Source organism: Myroides sp. DW712 (assembly GCF_046557355.1).
Classification (GTDB): domain Bacteria; phylum Bacteroidota; class Bacteroidia; order Flavobacteriales; family Flavobacteriaceae; genus Flavobacterium.
In genome coordinates this window covers 1-18558 of sequence record NZ_JBKFDO010000010.1, presented here as the reverse complement: position 1 = coordinate 18558, position 18558 = coordinate 1, and the positions used below count along the sequence as shown (strand labels likewise).

Here is an 18558-nt window from a genome sequence, read left to right as displayed (position 1 = left end):
CCTGCTAATCTTCCTGAATAGCAGGGTTATTTGTTTTTAATGTATAAGCCCAAAATGCAATAGATCAAAAAAGAAGTTAAAAATTTTGTTTACTTACTAATTAGTAAGTAATATTGTCTTGTTGTAAAACAAGGAGTTATGTCAGGTACAAGAGAACGCATTTTAGAATTAGGAGAAGAATTAGTTTTAACCAAGGGGTTTAATGGATTTAGCTATCAAGATATTTCAACGGCATTGGGCATAAAAAATGCAGCAATCCACTACTATTTTGCAAGTAAAGAAAATTTGGGAACTAGCATTGTGAAAACCAATATCCAACGGTTTGAAGAGATGATCGCCAATATGCAAGCCCTGCAGTTCGATCCTATCAAGAAGATAGAAACCTTTATTAAAATCTATAGTAAGAGTCACAGAGAGCGTAAGTTGTGTATCGTTGGAGCTTTATCACCAGATATTGAAACGCTGTTTCCAACAACACAAGTAGAAGTGACAAAAATGGTTGATCTAATTCTAAATTGGCTAGTTGAGGTATTAACTGAAGGTAAAAAGCAAGGGGTTTTTCATTTTCAAGAAGAGGAAAAACAACGGGCTTTTCAAATTTTATCTAGTTTAGTCGCGAGTTTACAACTAGCGCGAGTCAATAAATATGTCGATTACAAAGGGTATTGTTATGACCTTTTAGATCAATTAAAATAAAAGAATTCCGTATCGGAAGAAAGAACTAAATTTTTTTAACCCATATACTTACTTATTAGTAAGTATGCAAAAAGAAAAAATGGATGAAAAGAGTTGTTATTACAGGTTTAGGAGCAATTACTCCTTTGGGAAATAAAGTGGATACGTTTTGGCAGAATGCCATTCAAGGAAAAAGTGGTGCAGCAGCAATTACCCATTTTGATGCATCGAATTTTAAGACGCAATTTGCTTGTGAGGTAAAAGGATTTGATGCGTTGCAGTATTTTACAAAACCCGAAGCACGTAAAATGGATTTGTTCACCCAATACGCGATTGCGGCTAGTGAGGAATGTTTAAGCGACGCTCAAGTGAATTGGGATACCGTAAATCGCCATCGTTTTGGCGCAATTGTGGCTACGGGAATCGGAGGGTTAGAAACGTTAGAATCAGAAGTTTTAAACTTCGGACGAGAGATGACTCAACCGAAGTTCAATCCTTTTTTTATTACGAAAATGATTTCTAATATGGCTGCGGGGCAAATTTCTATCCGCTATGGATTAAAGGGAATGAGTTATGCCGTAGCTTCTGCTTGTGCAGCGTCTAATAATGCAATTGGCAGTGCATTTGATGCGATTCGCTTAGGGAGAGCAGATTTGATGCTAGCAGGAGGAACAGAAGCAACGATTTGTCAATCAGCTATTGCAGGATTTAATGCGATGAAGGCGTTAGCAACTACAAATGACGAACCTACCCAAGCTTCACGCCCTTTTGATGCCAATCGTACTGGATTTGTGGCAGGAGAAGGAGCGGGTATTTTACTGCTGGAAGAACTGGAACACGCCCACCAAAGAGGAGCGAAGATTTATTGCGAATTGGTGGGGTACGGATCAGCTTCCGATGCTTTTCACGTAGCAGCCACACACCCAGATGGAGAAGGGGCCATTACTGCAATGGAACAAGCATTAAATGATGCTAAACTAACAGCAAATGAAGTGGATTATATTAATGCACATGCAACCTCAACCTCAGTGGGAGATATTAGTGAATGTAAGGCCATTGAACAAGTTTTTAAGGATAATCTCAATCAGTTGAATATCAGTGCTACTAAGTCAATGACTGGACATTTATTAGGTGCAGCAGGAGCAATAGAATCTATTTTGTGTATCAAAAGTATTACAGAAGGAATCATTCCTCCTACTATTAACTTGACAACGCTTGATTCCGAAATTAGTGCTGCTTTAAATTTAACCCCGAATGTAGCTCAGACTAAAAAGGTCGATGTAGCCATGAATAATACATTTGGTTTTGGTGGCCATACCGCTAGTATCATCTTTAAGCGATTTACTAGTTAACGGTTAACGGTTTGCAAACCGCGCGTAGAACAAACAACAAACAACAAACAACAAACAACAAAGAACAAAGAACAAAAGCCAAACAACAAACAAACACCCCTCTCCTTAAGTAGTTTTTAGTATACCCCTCATCTTATAAGAATAATTTTAGTAAATTAGTAACAAACAAAACAACTATGACTACAATTATTGAAACAGATCGTTTGATTATTCGTGAAATAACAAAAGAGGATGCTCAGGGAATTTATAATTTAGATAGCGATGAGCGCGTAGTAAAATACGTGGGAAGTATGGTAATTACTTCCTTGGAAGAAGCTAATGAGATTATTGAATTTATTCAAAAGCAATACAGTGATTTTGGAATTGGACGTTGGGCAATTATTGAAAAAGACACAGGTGAATTTATCGGTTGGTGTGGATTTAAACTGGTGGAAAATGGATTAAATGGCCTTCGTGAGTATCTGGATTTAGCCTATCGGTTTCGCTTTGATGCTTGGGGAAAAGGCTATGCAACAGAAGCGACACAAGCTTGTTTAGCTTATGCAGAACAAAATTTTCAACATCATCCGGTATTTGCGGTTTCAGAAGTGGAGAATGAAAGTTCTAAACGCGTATTGGGTAAAATTGGTTTTCACGCTGCCTATACGTTTGATTTAGATGGAGTGGATCATTATTGGTATATGAGAGAATAGGGATGCATTGATTCACTGGTACGGGATAAAATACAACGTGGATTTTTTGCAAATGAAGAATCTAGTTACCTTTGTCTTTTAAAGAAGTGAACTGTGAAAAATTTTCTTTTCCTATTTATTGCTATCGTGAGTGAGGTCATTGCTACTAGTGCGTTAAAAGCCTCTCATGAGTTTACTAAAATCGTTCCAAGTATTATTACTATTGCGATGTATGGGGTAGCTTTTTATTTCTTGAGCTTAACTTTACGTACAATTCCCGTTGGAATTGCCTATGCTATTTGGTCTGGTGTAGGAATCGTATTGGTGACAGTAGTCGCTATTTTAGTCTATGGACAAAAACCTGATTTGCCCGCAATCATTGGTATGGCTTTTATTGTAGTAGGAGTAGTTATTATCAACTTATTTTCTAAAATGAGTGCCCATTAGATGAAAAATGATTTTACTTCGATTGCCTACTTAAAAAGAGGATCGGCGGTTCAGCAACAGGTATATCAAATTTTAACACAGCAACAGGTATTAAGGCCTTTACAAGTATTCACACCCGTTGTGGTAGGGACTTATCCTTTGGATATTGCTATCGAAACGAGTGATATTGATATTGCCTGTCAATTTGATACTCTAGAAGTTTTTCAACACGTTGTCCAAACTAATTTTGGTAGAGCTGAAGGATTTACAACGACAGTTTTCAATTGTTGTAATACCCCAACCTATGTAGCAAATTTTGTGTTAGGTGGTTTTCCCATTGAAATTTTTGCGCAAGCCGTACCTGTAACCGAGCAGTATGGTTATCGGCATATGCTTATTGAGCATAGAATTTTGGAAGAAAAAGGGGAGGAGTTCAAAACTCAAATCATTGCTTATAAAAAAGCAGGACTCAAAACAGAACCCGCTTTTGCCCAGGTATTAAATCTGGATGGAGATCCCTATGAAGCTTTACTCGCCTATTTTCTTTAAAAAATTACTGTATTATTGCTATAAAATCATTTCTAAATTGTAAAGGGGTTTGTTTGACGTGTTTTTTAAATAAACGGGAGAAATAGGTGTGATCTTCATATCCCAATTCAAACGCAATTTCCTTGACTGATTTTGTTGTATAATATAGTAGTCGCTTCGCCTCATCAATAATCGATTTTTTTAGCCAATAACTAACGGTTTGTCCCGTTGTTTTTTTTACACAATCATTTAGATGTGCAGGGGTTATAAATAATAAGTCAGCAAAATAAGACGGTTGTTTTAAATGACTTTGGGTAGTAATCAGACGCTTGAATTTAGAGGTAATTACATTAGATTGATTGGGTACCAATACGTCCGGTAGAGTTGGATCTGTATGAAGCATAGAGCCAATCTTGTAAATAAGAGCCTGAAATAAACCATTAGTTATTTCTGCGGTATACAAGTCTTGCTGAAGCTGGTACTTCAGTAAGAGGCTAATCGTCTCAATTACGGTTTGATAAGAAGAAGGGTTTAACTTTACTAACTGTTTTGCAACAGGTAAATTAAAAAATTGATAGGTTAAGTCATCAGGAATTCGAAAATCTTGTACACTTAAAAAATAAGCATAAAAGTTTTCCCCAAAGCTTTCTACGGTATGAGCTTGATAGGGTTTGGTAATAAAAAGTTGATTTGCACCAATGGTAAATGATTGAAATTCACAATTCACTTTTAGTACACCATTAAGTACAAGAATAATCACATAACAATCGTGACGATGGGTAACCCCTAAAAGGTCATATTTTAAATTTTCGGGAAGTATTTCTCCTAAATAAACACCATTTTTTACTGATTTATCTTGTGGATAAACTACAATGTCTTGACTATGTTGCATAAGACTGCTTTATTTGTGTGCAACAAATATACTAAATTATTTAGAATGTTTATAAATAAGTATTTCTTGACGATAAAAAAAAAGCCTATCCTTTTTTGGATAGGCTAGGTATAGTGGATTAAAACACTTACTTAAAAAGCTTGAACAATAGCAGCAAAGTCAGCGGCAACAAGAGCTGCACCACCAATTAAGCCACCATCGACATCGGGCTTAGAAAAAATCTCTTTGGCATTGCTCGGTTTAACACTTCCCCCGTATAAAATAGAGGTACTGTCGGCAACTGTTTTGTCGTATTGTCGTTCAATTTCTTGACGAATAAAAGCGTGAATTTCTTGTGCTTGCTCTGGTGTAGCAGTTTCTCCTGTTCCAATGGCCCACACAGGTTCATAAGCAATAACTAGATTAGCCCATTGTGCTTTAGATAAATGGAATAATCCATCGCGTAATTGATTGAAAATAACATTGAGGTACTGCTTGCTTTCTCTGTCTTTTAATTCTTCACCAATGCAGTAAATCACACGCATATTGTGTCTCAATGCCGTATTGACTTTATCTGCTAAAATTGCATCTGTTTCTTTAAAGTAATGTCTTCGTTCTGAGTGTCCGATGATTACGGTTTCAACACCAACACTTAACAACATCTGAGCAGAAATCTCTCCTGTAAAAGCACCACCTTCTGCCTGGTGCATATTTTGAGCGGCCACTTGAATGTTCGTTCCTTCTAAGTGATTGACTGCACTAGCTAAATTGGTAAAAGTAGGTGCCACAATAACTTCTACTTCTTTACCTGTAGGCAATAGTTCAATTAGTTCATCTAATAGTACATGGGTTTCTGAAAGATTTTTGTGCATCTTCCAGTTTCCTGCAACAATTGGGTGTCTCATCATTATTGTATGGTATTTAATAAGGCTTTTATTTCTTCAAAGTTTTTCTCTGTTGCGTTAAAAAGCTCAATTTTTCCTTCTTTGTTTACTACGATATAACGTGGAATCCAGTTTAATTGAATCGCTTGTCCAAAAACTCCTTTCATGCGCTTTTCGTCCTTTAAGTGAAAATGCTCTCCTTCAATTCCGTATTTTTCAATGGCTTCTTTCCAAGCTTCTGGTGTTTTATCTAAGGATAAGTTGACAAATACAACAGATGGAAACTCAGCCTTGATATTTTTTATTTCAGGCAGTGCTTTGATGCAGTCTGGACACCAAGCAGCCCAAACATCAATTAAGATGTTTTTTCCTTTGTATTGTGCCAAAATTTCTTGAAAGGTAAGTGTATTTCCGTCTAGTTGGTGAAATATTTGAGCCAATGCCTCTGGTGCAAATTCCGTTGTCTCTCCTGAAACTTCTTCTGAGGGTGTTGCAGTTGTTGACTCCTCTGTGGAAACAACTTCCAATTTCTCGGATTGTTGCTTACAAGCAGTCGCTGTTAAAGCAAGTATAGATAGGGTAATAAAAATTTTTTTCATAATGGATTATTATTTATTCATTTAGCTTTATTCTTGGGTCTAAATAAGCGTAGATCAAATCTACTAAAATTGTTAGGATTACGAAAGCAGTTGCGATTGTAAGTACGGCACCCATGATGATGGGTAAGTCTAACGTATTTAATGCTTCTACAATTTCTTTACCCAAACCATTCCATCCAAAGATATACTCCACAAAAACTGCACCAGCTAACATGGAGGCAAACCACCCTGATAATGCTGTGACAACTGGATTTAAAGCGTTTTTTAAAGCGTGTTTGTAAATCACCTGTGTGGTACGCATCCCTTTGGCTTTGGCGGTTCGAATGTAATCCAAACTCAATACTTCTAGGAGCGAATTACGCATCAATTGGATGACAACCGATAAAGGACGAATACCTAATACGATTGCTGGGAGAATGCTGTTTTTTAGAGCGAGATATCGACCAGCTCCATAATCATCAACCTCATACAAACTACCTGTCATAGGCAAATGGGTATAGGTATGCAGCAAATAACCAAATATCCAGGCAAACAAAATGGCACTAAAAAACGAAGGAATACTCATCCCAAAGGTACTTACAACGGAAATGAGACGATCCAACCAGGTGTTGACATAAAGGGCAGAAATGATGCCTAAAACTACACCAATACACAGGGCAATCCCAATAGCCAATGTTGCTAATAGTGCTGTATTGGGTAAAGTTTCAGCCAATATACTACTGACCGCCTTGCCATTCTTTTGAAAACTCTCACGTAAATAAGGGGTTTTTAGCATCAGCTCCGTTTGACCCAAAGAAAGTAAAACAATTCCGTTATACTTGTTTGCACGGTTGAAACTATAGTCCTCTGGGTGGGTGCTATGCAAAGAAAGGGGAGATAGGTCATTCAGATACAAGACATACTGCTTACTGATGGGCTGATCAAATCCATATTTCTTTTTGATGACTTCTAGTTGTTCTGGGCTTTCATTTTGATCTAACATCATCCGCGCAGGATCACCTGGTAGAATCGTAAACAAAAAGAAAACAACGCTGACTACTCCCCATAAGGTGAGTAAGGCATACCCCATTTTTTTGATGAAATAAGTCAACAAGACGGTTCTATTTTAAGGTAACTTGATTGCGATCTTTCCAGTGTTTCTTTTCCACAATAACTCCTTTTTCCAATACTACAATACTTGGATTTGCTCGTTCAATTGTTTTTAATGTAGTAGCATCCCCAGTATAATAAAGAAAAGGAAGCTCGTATTTTTTAATAACATTGTCAATAATAGCACTACTCGAAGCCGTTAGTCCTGCTACAACATAGCCTTTGACAATCGCTTTATTGGCAAAGTCTTTCATTGCCTGTAGTCCTTCAGCATCTGCACGCTCTAAATCATATGAAATAATCCAAATTAATTTGGGCGCTTCTAACATTGTAGTTAAATGCTCTTCTCCGTCTAAATCCATGGATAAATCGTGAATAGCTGGTTGAAAACCTTCACTTAATTGAATATCTTCTCGACGTACAAACTCCGCACCTTCAGGAATATTACCCAATTCTTTGTCGGTAAATTTTTCTTCTTTACCGTTGATGTTGTAGTAAAACGTCATTTGATACTCCGCTTTAGGAGCATCGGCAGGTATTTCCATTCCCTTTTGAATATCTGTACCTACTTTATAAGCTCTAAAGTCTTTTAAAGGCAAGTGATTCAATACCCAATATCCCATGAAACAAGACAATATAAGGGTAAGCATCATAATGAGATTATTGGTTTTCGCTTGAAATAAAGGCTGAATATAGGTTCTGAATTTGATGAGAATTAAAATGAAAATTAAGAGTACAATATCCTTAGTGAAAGATCCCCACGGAGTTAAAGGTACTGCATCTCCAAAACAACCACAGTCAGTTACTTTATTGAAATAAGCAGAATAAAAGGTTAAGAAAGTAAAAAATACAATCATTAAAAATAATAACGTCAACGTCAATTTGCGCATAAAACCAATCAATAAGGCAACACCTAAAATGACTTCAGCAATCACAAGGATGACTGCTAAGGAAAGAGCATAGGGTAGTAAAAAAGGCAAGTTTAGAACGGCTTCCGAAAAGTATTCTTCTAGTTTAAAAGAGAAACCAGTAGGGTCGTTCAGTTTTACTAAACCGGATAAAATAAATAATACGCCTACAAATATGCGCGACAGTTGCGTGATAATTTTCATAACTAGTGGTTGATGGTTATTTATTCATTTATTAGTTCAAGGTGAATCAACGCAAAAACAGCATAATTCAACATGTCTTGATAATTCGCTTCGATGCCTTCTGAGGCCAATGTTTTTCCTTTATTGTCTTCAATTTGCTTCACGCGAAGTAATTTTTGTAAAATCAAATCCGTTAGCGAGCTAACGCGTAAATCACGCCAAGCTTCTCCATAGTCGTGATTTTTATTTTCCATTAAGGTTTTCGTTTCCAATACGTGCTTGTCGTACAGTCGCTCCACTTCTTCAGCTGTTAAATCAGGATATTTCCCTACACCAATTTCCGCGTTAATTAGCGCCATAACGCAATAGTTAATAATCCCAATAAATTCAGGGATTTCTCCTTCGTCCACTTTGCGTACCGTATTGTCTTGAATACTTCTCAAGCGCTGGGCTTTGATATAAATTTGATCGGTTAGCGAACTTAAACGCATGATACGCCATGCACATCCATAATCGTGCATTTTTTTTTGAAATAGCGATTTGCAACTAGCAATTACCTGATCATATTGTATAGAAGTAGTACTCATTTAAACTATATTTGTAATGGATTATTCTTCAAAAATAGTAATAATACTATGCTGGTGAAAATAATGTTACACCTTTTGGTGAATTAAATGGAAATAAAAATAAGATAAAATATTGAATTGTGCTGTATGACAATTAATTGTAAGGGAGAATTAATGGATTTATCTACGCCTCGAATTATGGGAATCCTCAATCTAACTCCCAATTCTTTCTATGATGGCGGCAAATACAAAACGGATCTAGACTTTCTAAAACAAGCAGAGAAAATGCTGGAAGATGGTGCTGATATCATTGATTTAGGAGCCTATTCGTCTAAACCTAGTGCTGAATTTGTCAGCGAAGAAGAAGAAATCAAACGTTTGGTTGGGGTAGTGGCTCTATTAGTAAATCAATTTCCCAAGGTAAAGTTGTCGATTGATACATTTCGCGCCAACGTTGCCAAAGAAGGTATTGAAGTAGGTGGTGCTATCGTCAATGATATCGCTGCGGGTCTTTTAGATCAACGCATGATGGAGGTGGTGGGACAATTGCAAGTGCCCTACATTATGATGCATATGAGAGGAAATCCGCAAACCATGCAAACACTTACAACTTATGAAGATCTAGTCGTTGATATGCGGTATTATTTCTCCGAACGATTAGCACAAGCTAGGGCAGCTAAAATTAATGATGTTATTTTAGATCCGGGCTTTGGCTTTGCTAAGACAAGGGAACAAAACTACGAATTAATGGCTAAATTAGAACATTTTCACTGTTTCAATCTGCCTTTACTTGTAGGGATATCTCGTAAATCCATGCTGTATAAATTGTTGGATACTACTCCTGAACAAGCCTTAAATGGAACGAGTGTTTTAAATGCTTTTGCCTTGCAAAAAGGAGCACAGATTTTACGTGTACACGATGTAAAAGAAGCAAATGAAGTTAGAAAAATTTTAAACCAATTGATGATATGAGAAAATTACTGTTTGTATTACCTTTTCTTTGCTTGTTGATGAGCTGTGATAAAAAAGAAATGAAATTAGCGCGTGCAGCTTATACAGTTGAAGAGAACGTAGAGGACCATTCACCCATCTATATTGAATATGGAGAAGATGGTATTCATGCGCACGTAAACGACAACAATAGAATAGGAGGAACCAATTTTATCTTCCACATTGAACGAGGGCTCAATGCAAAAGAAGTGTTGGAAATGGTAGCTAAAATAAAAGAAAAAAAATACGATCCCAATAGCATGCACCCAGATGATAAAGATGTGTTTTACAGCTATGCTGATACGCTAAACAAACATTTGTCTTTCTTTCCTTTTAAGCCTATAGACTATGTATTTGAACGCCCAAGTTCAACCGATCGCTTACTCTATGTTAATGCGTCCAATGATGTTTTCTTTGAAGGAAATGCCATCGAACGCAATCAATTACAAGAGCTCATGCAAAACAGAGATAGTGTGCAGTTGGGGTTCAGTAAAGAATTAAACTTCGAACAATATGTACAAATGCGAATCTTGTTAGAAGAGCTGCAGGTTAGTAAACAATTTATCAATCAAGATCGAATCTATTAATCTATTGATGATGATATGGTTCATTGCGCAAAATCGTAAAACCGCGATAGAGCTGTTCAACCATAAATAAGCGAATCATTTGATGGGAAAATGTCATTTTTGAAAGTGATATTTTCCCTTTTGCATTGCTATACACCTCCTCTGAAAAGCCATAGGGACCCCCAATGACAAAAACCAAGGTCTTGATACCTGCGTTCATTCGCTTCTGTAATTCATCTGCGAATCCTATACTCGTGAATTCCTTTCCTTTTTCATCCAGTAAAATCAAAAAATCAGTCGGGCTAATTTTGTTTAGAATTAATTCGCCTTCTTTTTGTTTCTGTTGTGCCTCGGATAAGTTTTTGACATTCTTGATGTCAGCAATAATCTCTAAGTCAAACTTGACATAAAACGACAAGCGCTTCATATAGTCATGGAGTAAGGATTGCAATTCCTTGTTGTCTGTTTTGCCAATGGCCAGTAGTTTGATATTCATCTGAAAAATATTGATTGTGGCAAAGGTAGTATTTTAGGGTGAAGTGAAAAAGACGAGATAAAACAAACAAAGCGACCGGTGAGGGTCGCTTTGTTTGTTTAGTGTATGTCACTTATGGTTTGGTAAAACCACTATAGTGTAGATATGCATCCATAGTTGGGTCTTTTTCTCTAAAATCGCGATAGAGTTTATCTAAAGGCACGGTGTTTCCTCTAGAAAATATCTTTTTACGCAGAATCTCTCCATTTTCAGGCGAAATACCTCCGTTTTCCATTAACCAAGCATAAGTATCAAAATCAAGCATTTCGGACCATTTATATGAGTAATATCCCGCAGCATATCCACCGCCAAAAATATGACTAAAATAGGAAGAACGATAGCGTGGAGGAGCCATTTCAGTATAAATACCATATTTTTTCAATGTGTTTATTTCAAATTCATCCACATCGGTAATTTCTGTGGTAACATCAATACTGTGCCACGCCAAATCAATCAAGGTAGCACCCAATGCTTCTGTTAGACTATATCCCTTGTTGAATCCTGCGGCAGCTTTGATGTTGTCAGCATATTCTTGCGGCAATACATAACCTGTTTGATAGTGTTTGGCATAATTGTCTAAGATAATTGGATCAAAGGCAAAATGCTCATGAAACTGTGACGGAAATTCAACAAAATCACGAGATACATTCGTTCCCGATAGAGTAGGGTACTGCTGATCAGCAAATAAACCATGCAAAGCATGCCCAAATTCATGGAATAAAGTAATGACCTGGTCCATCGTTAATAAAGTAGCTTGACCCGCAGCAGGCTTAGGAAAATTAGCTACATTGTAGATTACAGGTAATTGCTTCGTTAAATGCGATTGATCAACAATATTACTCATCCAAGCTCCCCCCTGTTTGGAATCACGTTGGAAATAGTCGGTGTAAAATAGTCCTAGTTTACTGTGGTCTTTGTTGAAAAACTCGTATACCTTTACGTCTTCATGCCAAACGGGAATGTCAGTACGCTCGATATACGATATCCCATACAAATATTTCGCCATAAAGAAAACGCCGTCTTTAAGGACTTTGTCTAATTCAAAATACGGCTTTAATTCCTCTTGGTTTAAGTCAAACTTTTCTTTACGTACTTGCTCTGCAAGATTGGTCCAGTCAGCTGCAGTCAAAGAATCCCCTGATTTGTTTGCCTCTTGTAAGAGCTGCGCTTCCTCTTTTACGGCTTGCAAAGCATACGGAGTTAAAGTAGACAACATAGCAAATACATCTTCTGATTTTTGTGCCATCGTGCCTTGAAGACTCCAGTCTGCATACGTATTAAATCCTAACAATTTTGCTTTAGCTGCACGCTTTTTCGCTAAGGCTAGAACAGTTGAACGCGTGTCATTTTTATCTTCTTTTTCTGCTCGAATCCACGCTGCTTGGAATAACTTATCTCGAGTTTCTTTTAGCTGTAATTGACTCAAAGCAGGTTGTTGGGTGGTATTACTTAAAGGAATACTGTACTTTCCATCTTTTTGTTCAAGTGATACAAGCTCATCTTCAGCTAAACCTACGAGTTCTTCTTTAGTGAAGTTTACCGATCCTGATTTTGTTGCTGCTAAAAGTTTGGCACTAAAATCATTGGTTAAGCTCGCAATTTCCTGGTTGAGTTGTTTTAATTGCTTTTTATCTTCGGCATTTAAATTCGCTCCTGCCTGTAAAAATCGCTCGTAATATACCTCAATTAATCTGATTTGTTCTTCAGTTAGTCCCAGGAGCATTCGCTCTTCCTGTAGTTTTTTAACACGCTCGAATAAGGCTTCATTTAAATAAATTTCGTCCGTATGTGTGGCGAATTTTGGCGCAAACTCATTGTTAAGTGCAATTAATTCTGCATTGGTATGTGCACTGGTTAGCAAGTGAAAAACATTACTTACTCGCGTTAGAAGCAAGCCAGATAGTTCTAAGGCTTCAATGGTATTGACAAATGTTGGGGGCTCTGAATTGGAGGTAATTTGCTCAATCGCTGCGGCTTGTTGACGCATTCCTTCCAATAAAGCAGGTTTAAAATCTTTGTTCTGTATCTTGGAGAAATCAGCCGTATGGTAAGGTAGTTCACTTTCGTTGAAAAAAGCATTAGTTTCCTCCCATTTTGACTTATCTTGACAAGAGGTAGAAAATACGGCAGCGCCTAAGGCAACGCTCATAATCACTTTCTTTACATACATAAGGTTGAATAGTTTTTAGTTTAATGAAAGTCAAAGATAAAAATATATTGTAATTGACTTAATTTATTATAAATTTAAAGCTCACTTTGGAATCAAAAGACCAATCAATATGGAGCTTTGATTTTTGTAAATGTAAGTCATGTTTAAATTAAATTTCCATTTGACTGTTTTTTTTGCTCTAGTAGGGGTACGTTTATTCGCACAATCACCTGCTATTCGAGCGCAATTACAACAGCAATATACATCGGATGCAACTAAGAAAATTCTAAGCGAAATAGCTCAAACGGCAAGACTTGAAACTAAAAAGCTTCAAGACTATCAAAAGGATAAGCCCTACTTCAAAGCGCAGTTTACTGATGAGGTTAACTATTATCAAGTACAACGCATAGAGCGAAATACAGTTATTTACTTTAAAACGCATAATACAATTTCGAGACAAGTGAGCGGCGTGAACCAATTAAATACAGCAACGAATCCCGCTTTCAATACTTTATTAGGACAGCAACTGTTTGTGGGAGTAATTGATGGTGATTTAGCCTTTGCTAAGCACATGGAGTTTGAAGGGACAACGCAATCACGCGTGCAAAATATGGATCAGTGGGAGAGTGTAGCGGAAGATAGTGACGAATTTGAAGGTGTTGAAAGAAGAAGAAATCATGCCACCCATGTGGTAGGAACAATAGTGGCTCAAGGAAAGAAAAAAGAGGCTAAGGGCATGGCTCCAAAAGCAGAGGTTCTTAGTTATCAATGGGAAAACGATATGGTTAAGTTAGGAAACTTGGGAGAACAAGGAATTTTGGTATCCAACCATTCTTATGGTATTGCCGCTGTAGATGAACAAAAACAGCCGTTATTGCCACGTGAATATTTCGGGACCTATTCCATTGATGCGGCTACGATGGATCGAGTAACGTACTTGTATCCGTATTTACAACCCGTTGTAGCTGCAGGGAATGATAAGCTTTATGCAGATATTGTCAATCCAGAGAAGAAAGGAATGGATTTATTGTTAGGACATGCTATGGCTAAAAATGCAATTGTAGTTGGAGCTATTGGACTGAATGCTTTAGGAATACTTCATGAAACGGAATTTAGTAGTAATGGACCAACGAATGATTTTCGAATTAAACCCGATATCGTCGCAATAGGGCTAGAGGTATTGTCGTCGGCTTATCAATATCGCTTTACTGATGGGGAAATTGAAAAAAATAATCTCTACACTTCTTTAAGTGGCACGTCGATGGCTGCACCTACAGTTTCAGGAATTCTCTTGCTTTGGCAGCAATGGGGGCTTAATCAGCACAATTTTCCTTACAAAGCGGCTACGATAAAAGGAGTAATGATTAATAGCGCCCAAGCATTTTCGGATGAAAAAGGGCCTAGTGCAAAAACAGGATGGGGACTTATTAATGCTTGGAGCGGAATTCAGTTGTTAAATGCTGTAGATAATGGAGAAGCTGTTCTGAGAGAAGAAACCTTGTTGAATGCTAAATCCAATACGCTTAAAATTAACGTAACTGAACAGATGGAACAGCTGTCTTTTACTATTTGTTGGACCGATGTAGCAGGGACATACAGTGAAACAAATTTTCTGGAATTAAAAGAAAATAGAAACTTGGTTAATGATTTAGACCTTCGGGTATATAAAGACGGGAAAGAATATTTTCCTTGGAAATTGACAGAACAATTCGTGGGAAGCAAAGCTGTTCAAGGGGATAATCAAGTAGACAATGTGGAGCGAATTGATATAGATAATCCGGATTTAGGTCTGTATGAAGTTGTCGTTTCACATAAAGGAAAGTTGGTTAATCAAGTGCAAGATTATAGTATCCTGATTAATGGAAATACGTATAAGGGGGTTACTTTAACATCGGCAGAGGAAGAAGAAATACTCGAACAAGTACTGGCTTGGCCCAATCCTGCCAGTGAAATTTTAAATATTGAGATTCCTAAATCTCTTGTTTTTTCAACTTTAGAAGCTACAATTTATGATCAGAAGGGAATGTACATTAAAACAGTGCCTATGAAAGCAACCCCAAGACAGAGTTTAAATGTTTCTTTTTTGCCTAGTGGAATGTATTTTCTTACCGTTAAGGGAGGAGATACTAAAAAGTATCAGATTAAATTTATAAAAAAGTAAGTCATAGTATCGGAATAGAAAAATGAGATTGTAATTTGTATGGTTTTTGTTATAGTATTCATATAAAATATCTTTAAGTCAGTTGTATTTCAAATAAAAAAGGAAAACGGCATGTTATTTGATTTTTAATCGATTGTGTGTTAGGAAGACTGTTTTGTTTTTGTAAAAAACAGAGTGGTATTCAAGTTTAACACCAGTAATGGATTGGAAATTATAATAATGATGACGGTATGAAACACTTAGTAAATGTTGTAGTATTAGGGATGTCCCTTTTTGCTTTTGGACAGCAGAAACAGGGTAATGATTCTCTTACTAACCCCTTAATTCCTGTAGAAAAACAAAATCTTCTGCCTGATTTGGATTTGGTTTTTTTTATGCGATATGCGCTTGATTCAGATATAGGCGAAAGTAAATTCACTTCTAGTCGTTTTAATGGAAATGAACTGCGCCTTGATTTGAGTGCAAAAGTCCACGATCGAGTAGGGGTAAGATTTAGACATCGTTTTACAGCACCACCAAGTACAGGAACGCTTGATCACGTAAATTCAACCGTAGATATCGCCTTTGTTGATGTTAAGGCTACAGAAAAATTAAATGTGACCCTTGGTAAACTCTCCGCAGATTGGGGAGGATATGAATACGATTTAAATCCTATTGAAGTCCTAGCCTATAATGATATATTGAGTCATTCGGAAAATTACATGGTTGGATTTGGGATGGGATATCAAATCAATGAGAAACACCGTGTCACTGGACAAGTGCTCAATGCGAGCACATCTAAATTAAAAGACATCTCTACAATGACCATTCCTGATAGACTTGAAGAAACGAAGGTTCCGCTAGCTTTTGTTGGTAATTGGAGAGGAAGCTTTTGGCATAATCAGTTTCAAACATCTTATAGTTACAGCTATTTTTCGCAAGCCAAAAATAAAGGCATGTACTATATTGCGTTGGGAAATAAACTTCAAAGGACAAACTGGATCTGGATGTATGATTTTCAATACAGTCATGATGCCTTAGATACCCGTGGAATAATGAGTGCTATGTTTCCAGAAGAACACCCTATCATGGCAGAACAGGTATCTTATATTGATCATTGGACTAGAGTGGACTACTCCTTTTTTTCCAAATTAACGCTCTCTTTAACGCTAATGACAAGTGGTGCTTATGTAAAAAATACAGCAGTTGAGTCGAAGGGAAATAAACACGTGCGAACAACGTATGGTGTTATCCCTACAGTACAGTATTGTCCATTTAAAAAATTGGATTTGCGATTCTATGCCGCTTATGTGGGGCGTTGGAGTAAGAATTCGTCTTATGCTAAAGAAGAGTTTAGTCAAGTTAACGATAATACAGGGCGCATAAGTATTGGTTTTATAACTCCCTTACATGTGCTCTAAAGGAAAATAGCAAACAAGTTATGGTTTTTTTTTGTTAAAATTAACCAAAGGGTATTCTTTTTTGATATATAAATTTTATCTTTCCCCCTGTGAAAAAATCACCCTATAGAAGTTAAACAAAAGATCATGAAAAAAAATATTGTTTTATTATTAAGCTTTACTGCATTTTGTAGTTTTAGCATGCACGCACAAAATCCAGAGCAAAAGCGAAAAATAGTAAATAGCTATAAAGAAAGCGTTGCTAAAGCGGGATTTGTAAATGTTGCAAAAAAACTAGCAACTCAAAAACAAGAGGCTCATGAAATAGCTAAAGCAAATAATAAACCAATAGCAGGTGTAACTGAAGACGGAAGAGCTTTTTCGTTACAAAGAATTGATGAATTTGGTACTTATATTTACTATGTAACAAGTAATGATGGGAGTCGTCAAACGGCAAGAGTAAATGATATTGCGCCTGGTGGAAGCTTAGGATTAAATTTAAACGGAAAAGGAGTCACAGTCGGAGTATGGGATGGTGCGCCAGCACTAGATACGCATGTGGAATTTACTGATGGTAAAGGAGGAACTCGAATTGAAATGAAAAATACGTTACCAGACTTGACACGACTGAATCAGAATGCGAGAAATAGATTTGTAAAAGGTCGTTCGCATGCTACCCACGTAACAGGTACCATAGTTGCAAAAGGAATTACTGCTAAGGCCCAGGGAATGGTTCCTGAAGCTCATGTGGTTAGTTATGATTGGGATGACGATTCCGAGGAAATGGAATACGAAGCTTCTGAAAATGCATTACTCGTTTCTAATCATTCTTACGGTATGGCGGCTATTGGAGAGGACGGGACCATATATGTAAGACCTAATTATTTTGGTGCTTATGATCAGACTGCTCAAGTTTATGATTGGGTAACCTATAACAACAAATACTATCAACCTGTTGTGGCAGCAGGGAATGATCAACAGTACTACGGACAATTAAATCCTACCAAAAATGGAGCAAATTTACTGCTAGGAGGATCTGTTTCAAAAAACTCAATTATTGTTGCGGCAGTCAATCAAGTATCTAATTATACAGGACCGGCTAGTGTGATTATTGCTAACTTTAGTAGTAATGGACCGACCAATGATTTTCGTATTAAGCCTGATATTTCCGCCAAAGGGGTCAATGTATATTCAAGTAATTATATACTACCTACACCTATAGCTGGAACACCTCGAATTGATGCTTATGCCACATTCGGAGGTACGTCAATGGCAGCACCTGCAGTGACTGGGGTGATTGCTTTATGGCAACAATGGGCAATGGAGAATAGAGAAATGCCTTTGAAGTCGGCATCTATTCGTGCCTTGATGATTCATACAGCAGATAGAACTGGAGTGTCCCAAGGGCCAGACCACATATTCGGATGGGGATTAATTAATGCTAAAGCAGGTATTCAAGTCTTACTTGGAGCCAATGAAGGCTTAGCTACTTTAGAGGAGGGAGAATTAATGCAAGGAGCGACCTATGAAAAAGAATTGGTGGTTAAAGAAAGTGGAAGTAATGTTATTGTGACGTTGGCTTGGACTGATCCATATGCAGAGTTTTCAAGAAATAATTATAATGAAACTTATGCGCGAAATAATCCGATGTTAGTTAATGACCTTGATTTACGCGTGTATAAAGATGGAGTAGAGTATTTACCTTGGAGGTTAAACAAAGATTTTAATAATCTAGTGGCAGTACTAGCAGATAATGATGTGGATAATGTAGAGAAAATTGAGATAGAAGGAGCAGAAGCTGGAACCTATGTGATAAAAGTATCCCATAAAGGTGTGCTAGAAGAAGGGCATCAGGAGTTTTCTTTGGTTGCAACTAGTAATGATTTTAATACTTTATCTACAGAAGAGTTTGAATTGGATCAATCGTCATTTGCTATTTGGCCAAACCCAGTGGTAGATGTATTGCATGTTACTATTCCAGAGGAGGTGAATGTTCAAGGAGTTTCAATAGAGATTTTTGATATGA

The 18558-nt window shown here is 37.0% G+C and carries 18 protein-coding genes; 10 read left to right on the top strand and 8 right to left on the bottom strand.

Annotated features, from left to right (window positions below; genetic code table 11):
- Window positions 1-138: 138 nt before the first annotated feature.
- From ACLJX0_RS09480 to ACLJX0_RS09460, 5 genes are all read left to right on the top strand, one after another.
- Window positions 139-696, top strand: a complete 558-nt coding sequence (locus tag ACLJX0_RS09480) for a TetR/AcrR family transcriptional regulator (protein ID WP_410879981.1) — start codon at window positions 139-141, stop codon at window positions 694-696.
- Between the two features lie 83 nt (window positions 697-779).
- A complete protein-coding gene (fabF, locus tag ACLJX0_RS09475) occupies window positions 780-2027 on the top strand; it encodes a beta-ketoacyl-ACP synthase II (protein WP_410879980.1) in 1248 nt (415 codons plus the stop codon).
- A 176-nt stretch (window positions 2028-2203) separates the two neighbouring features.
- Window positions 2204-2719, top strand: coding sequence for a GNAT family N-acetyltransferase (locus ACLJX0_RS09470; protein WP_410879979.1), 516 nt, complete (start codon window positions 2204-2206; stop codon window positions 2717-2719).
- Window positions 2720-2812: 93 nt separating this feature from the next.
- Window positions 2813-3145: a DMT family transporter gene (locus ACLJX0_RS09465; protein ID WP_410879978.1), complete on the top strand. Its 333-nt coding sequence runs from the start codon at window positions 2813-2815 to the stop codon at window positions 3143-3145.
- On the top strand, window positions 3146-3673 hold the full coding sequence (locus ACLJX0_RS09460; RefSeq protein WP_410879977.1) for a DUF4269 domain-containing protein: 528 nt from the start codon (window positions 3146-3148) through the stop codon (window positions 3671-3673).
- 4 nt (window positions 3674-3677) lie between these two features.
- Here the strand turns inward: ACLJX0_RS09460 and ACLJX0_RS09455 are convergent, their stop codons facing one another.
- The 6 genes from ACLJX0_RS09455 to ACLJX0_RS09430 form a co-directional block, all read right to left on the bottom strand.
- On the bottom strand, window positions 3678-4544 hold the full coding sequence (locus tag ACLJX0_RS09455; protein ID WP_410879976.1) for an AraC family transcriptional regulator: 867 nt from the start codon (window positions 4542-4544) through the stop codon (window positions 3678-3680).
- 131 nt (window positions 4545-4675) lie between these two features.
- Window positions 4676-5428, bottom strand: coding sequence for a triose-phosphate isomerase (gene tpiA / locus ACLJX0_RS09450; protein WP_410880092.1), 753 nt, complete (start codon window positions 5426-5428; stop codon window positions 4676-4678).
- Between the two features lie 2 nt (window positions 5429-5430).
- Window positions 5431-6006, bottom strand: coding sequence for a thioredoxin-like domain-containing protein (locus tag ACLJX0_RS09445; RefSeq protein WP_410879975.1), 576 nt, complete (start codon window positions 6004-6006; stop codon window positions 5431-5433).
- A gap of 13 nt (window positions 6007-6019) precedes the next feature.
- Window positions 6020-7099 carry an ABC transporter permease gene (locus ACLJX0_RS09440; RefSeq protein WP_410879974.1) on the bottom strand — a complete coding sequence of 360 codons (1080 nt, stop codon included), beginning with the start codon at window positions 7097-7099 and terminating at the stop codon, window positions 6020-6022.
- 7 nt (window positions 7100-7106) lie between these two features.
- Window positions 7107-8207 (bottom strand): BT_3928 family protein, encoded by a 1101-nt coding sequence (locus ACLJX0_RS09435; protein ID WP_410879973.1) that lies wholly within the window; start codon window positions 8205-8207, stop codon window positions 7107-7109.
- A gap of 20 nt (window positions 8208-8227) precedes the next feature.
- On the bottom strand, window positions 8228-8773 hold the full coding sequence (locus ACLJX0_RS09430) for a DUF1599 domain-containing protein (protein ID WP_410879972.1): 546 nt from the start codon (window positions 8771-8773) through the stop codon (window positions 8228-8230).
- Window positions 8774-8899: 126 nt separating this feature from the next.
- Between ACLJX0_RS09430 and folP the strand changes: the two genes are divergently transcribed.
- Window positions 8900-9724 carry a dihydropteroate synthase gene (folP, locus tag ACLJX0_RS09425; RefSeq protein ID WP_410879971.1) on the top strand — a complete coding sequence of 275 codons (825 nt, stop codon included), beginning with the start codon at window positions 8900-8902 and terminating at the stop codon, window positions 9722-9724.
- The gene (locus ACLJX0_RS09420; protein ID WP_410879970.1) at window positions 9721-10329 is read left to right on the top strand and encodes a hypothetical protein; all 609 of its coding nucleotides are present in this window, start codon (window positions 9721-9723) and stop codon (window positions 10327-10329) included. Before folP ends, ACLJX0_RS09420 begins: the two co-directional genes overlap by 4 nt.
- A 1-nt stretch (window position 10330) precedes the next feature.
- Here the strand turns inward: ACLJX0_RS09420 and rlmH are convergent, their stop codons facing one another.
- A complete protein-coding gene (gene rlmH, locus ACLJX0_RS09415) occupies window positions 10331-10804 on the bottom strand; it encodes a 23S rRNA (pseudouridine(1915)-N(3))-methyltransferase RlmH (protein WP_410879969.1) in 474 nt (157 codons plus the stop codon).
- 112 nt (window positions 10805-10916) lie between these two features.
- Window positions 10917-13013 carry a M3 family metallopeptidase gene (locus ACLJX0_RS09410; protein ID WP_410879968.1) on the bottom strand — a complete coding sequence of 699 codons (2097 nt, stop codon included), beginning with the start codon at window positions 13011-13013 and terminating at the stop codon, window positions 10917-10919.
- Between the two features lie 139 nt (window positions 13014-13152).
- Here ACLJX0_RS09410 and ACLJX0_RS09405 point away from each other — a divergent pair, with 139 nt between their 5' ends.
- From ACLJX0_RS09405 to ACLJX0_RS09395, 3 genes are all read left to right on the top strand, one after another.
- Window positions 13153-15153 carry a S8 family serine peptidase gene (locus ACLJX0_RS09405; protein ID WP_410879967.1) on the top strand — a complete coding sequence of 667 codons (2001 nt, stop codon included), beginning with the start codon at window positions 13153-13155 and terminating at the stop codon, window positions 15151-15153.
- Between the two features lie 230 nt (window positions 15154-15383).
- A complete protein-coding gene (locus tag ACLJX0_RS09400) occupies window positions 15384-16553 on the top strand; it encodes a porin (RefSeq protein WP_410879966.1) in 1170 nt (389 codons plus the stop codon).
- Between the two features lie 126 nt (window positions 16554-16679).
- Window positions 16680-18558: S8 family serine peptidase (locus tag ACLJX0_RS09395; protein WP_410879965.1), on the top strand; the 1879-nt coding region annotated here is incomplete at its 3' end.

Bases quoted from the DNA above. Each gene is read 5' to 3' on its own strand.
- ACLJX0_RS09480 (WP_410879981.1), top strand. From the start codon at position 139: ATGTCAGGTACAAGAGAACGCATTTTAGAATTAGGAGAAGAATTAGTT.
- fabF (WP_410879980.1), top strand. From the start codon at position 780: ATGAAAAGAGTTGTTATTACAGGTTTAGGAGCAATTACTCCTTTGGGA.
- ACLJX0_RS09470 (WP_410879979.1), top strand. From the start codon at position 2,204: ATGACTACAATTATTGAAACAGATCGTTTGATTATTCGTGAAATAACA.
- ACLJX0_RS09460 (WP_410879977.1), top strand. From the start codon at position 3,146: ATGAAAAATGATTTTACTTCGATTGCCTACTTAAAAAGAGGATCGGCG.
- ACLJX0_RS09455 (WP_410879976.1), bottom strand. From the start codon at position 4,544: ATGCAACATAGTCAAGACATTGTAGTTTATCCACAAGATAAATCAGTA.
- tpiA (WP_410880092.1), bottom strand. From the start codon at position 5,428: ATGAGACACCCAATTGTTGCAGGAAACTGGAAGATGCACAAAAATCTT.
- ACLJX0_RS09445 (WP_410879975.1), bottom strand. From the start codon at position 6,006: ATGAAAAAAATTTTTATTACCCTATCTATACTTGCTTTAACAGCGACT.
- ACLJX0_RS09435 (WP_410879973.1), bottom strand. From the start codon at position 8,207: ATGAAAATTATCACGCAACTGTCGCGCATATTTGTAGGCGTATTATTT.
- ACLJX0_RS09430 (WP_410879972.1), bottom strand. From the start codon at position 8,773: ATGAGTACTACTTCTATACAATATGATCAGGTAATTGCTAGTTGCAAA.
- folP (WP_410879971.1), top strand. From the start codon at position 8,900: ATGACAATTAATTGTAAGGGAGAATTAATGGATTTATCTACGCCTCGA.
- ACLJX0_RS09420 (WP_410879970.1), top strand. From the start codon at position 9,721: ATGAGAAAATTACTGTTTGTATTACCTTTTCTTTGCTTGTTGATGAGC.
- rlmH (WP_410879969.1), bottom strand. From the start codon at position 10,804: ATGAATATCAAACTACTGGCCATTGGCAAAACAGACAACAAGGAATTG.
- ACLJX0_RS09410 (WP_410879968.1), bottom strand. From the start codon at position 13,013: ATGTATGTAAAGAAAGTGATTATGAGCGTTGCCTTAGGCGCTGCCGTA.
- ACLJX0_RS09405 (WP_410879967.1), top strand. From the start codon at position 13,153: ATGTTTAAATTAAATTTCCATTTGACTGTTTTTTTTGCTCTAGTAGGG.
- ACLJX0_RS09400 (WP_410879966.1), top strand. From the start codon at position 15,384: ATGAAACACTTAGTAAATGTTGTAGTATTAGGGATGTCCCTTTTTGCT.